The organism is Streptomyces sp. NPDC005722, assembly GCF_040630935.1.
In the GTDB taxonomy this organism is placed as follows: domain Bacteria; phylum Actinomycetota; class Actinomycetes; order Streptomycetales; family Streptomycetaceae; genus Actinacidiphila.
Genome location: NZ_JBEXYN010000104.1, coordinates 1 through 1,614, shown reverse-complemented (window position 1 = coordinate 1,614; position 1,614 = coordinate 1). Strand labels below are relative to the sequence as shown.

The 1,614-nt window shown below is 68.8% G+C and carries 2 protein-coding genes; one reads left to right on the top strand and one right to left on the bottom strand.

What is annotated here, in order from left to right; translation table 11 throughout:
- The first annotated feature begins 270 nt into the window (after window positions 1-270).
- The gene (locus ABZ479_RS41530) at window positions 271-1,053 is read left to right on the top strand and encodes an IS5 family transposase (RefSeq protein WP_500466433.1); all 783 of its coding nucleotides are present in this window, start codon (window positions 271-273) and stop codon (window positions 1,051-1,053) included.
- On the opposite strand, the gene ABZ479_RS41525 is transcribed toward ABZ479_RS41530, so the two are convergent.
- Entirely contained in the window at window positions 1,019-1,447 is a 429-nt protein-coding gene (locus tag ABZ479_RS41525) for a hypothetical protein (RefSeq protein WP_500466432.1), read from the bottom strand. The genes ABZ479_RS41530 and ABZ479_RS41525 overlap by 35 nt on opposite strands.
- Window positions 1,448-1,614: the final 167 nt, after the last annotated feature.

The window sequence follows — 1,614 nt, the reverse complement described above, 5'->3', positions numbered from 1 at the left end:
AGAAGCCGTTTCTCTATCGATCATGGTGAGCATTGGTTCGAGTGTGGCGACTCGGTCGGGTGATCTCCGGGATGTCCGGGCATGAGGGTAGGGCCTCCTGCACAGCTCATGGGTGTCGAATCCAAGTGAGCAACAGGAGGCCCTGTGCTGCAGTCTTGCGTTCCGGTGGCGGCGGAGTCCAACTCGGCGCCTCTGTCGTGTGACTGTCTCGCGCACCGGTTCGGGAACGCTGCGGATCGCCCGCACAGGAGGCCGAAGTATCCATCTGACATGACGGACGTCGAGTGGGCGGCGGTGCGCGAGCTGCTGCCGGTGCCGGGGTGGATGGAGGGCCGGGGCGGCCGGCCGGAGGGCTACTGCCATCGGCAGATGCTCGACGCGGTCCGCTACCTGGTCGCGGGCGGTATCACGTGGCGGGCGATGCCCGCGGACTTCCCCGCGTGGGACCGCGTCTATGCCTTCTGGCGACGGTGGCGCGACCAGGGCCTGATCGGCGAACTGCACGACCGGCTCCGCGACCACGTCCGTCAGGTCGAGGGACGAGATCCGGAGCCGACCGCGGGCGTCATCGACGCGCAGTCCGTCAAAGGGGCGGCGTCGGTTCCGGCCGCCAGCAGGGGCTTTGACGGCGGGAAGAAAGTCAACGGACGCAAGCGTCACATCGTGGTGGACACCCTCGGGCTGCTACTGGTCGTGATGGTCACGGCAGCGTCGGTGACCGACCGGGAAGCCGCCGGCGGTCTGCTGGCCCGGCTGCGCGAGCGGCACTGGCGCATCTCGCTCGTGTGGGCGGACGGTGGTTACACCGGTCAGCTGATCGACGTCGCCCGCAACCTCTGGCGGATCGCGCTGACCGTGGTCAAGCGCACCGACGACACCCGCGGGTTCACCGTGCTGCCCAAAAGGTGGCTGGTGGAGCGGACGTTCGCGTGGCTGATGCGCTCCCGCCGCCTGGCCCGCGACTACGAGACCCGCACCGACAGCGCCGAAGCGATGATCCACTGGTCGATGAGCATGGTCATGAGCCGCCGGCTCGCGAAACGGGGATGCTGAACATCCCCGGACTCTCTTCCACCAGCCAGCCCCGCACGACCAGGCGCTTGGCCTTCGACCGCACCCCCTCGACCTTCGCCGGCACCGGCGCGAGCCCGAACGCGACAGCAAGCTGCCGGCAGTCCATCGCCTCCCCGTCCCTACCGGCCAGGATGTCCATGAGCCGCCGGTAGTCCGGCGCCAGCACCGCCGGCTCGAGGCCTGCCCGCCATGTCGGCACCATCGAACCGGGCACCCCACCCGCAACCGGCACAGGTCGTTCGTCGGACGCGGCAACGGGCGCATTCTCGCGTCCGCGCGGTTCCGCCAGGACCTGGCCGACCGTCTCGCGGGCGGTCACGAATCGCTGCCACATGGCTTCAGCGTCACGCAGCTCGGCCTGCAGGATCTCCACCCTGCGACGGGCAGCACGCTCCCGCTCCTCCAACAGCCCCATCACCGACGGCATCCGGCACCCCACCCGAAGAGACGACACGACATGCCATCCCTCCCGCCGGAGCACCGATCCCATGCCTGACCAGCGGAAACGCAGCTACCACCTTCGGAAAGACAACACCTCCT

Coding starts and splice junctions, on each gene's coding strand:
- ABZ479_RS41530 (WP_500466433.1), top strand. CDS start 271: ATGACGGACGTCGAGTGGGCGGCGGTGCGCGAGCTGCTGCCGGTGCCG.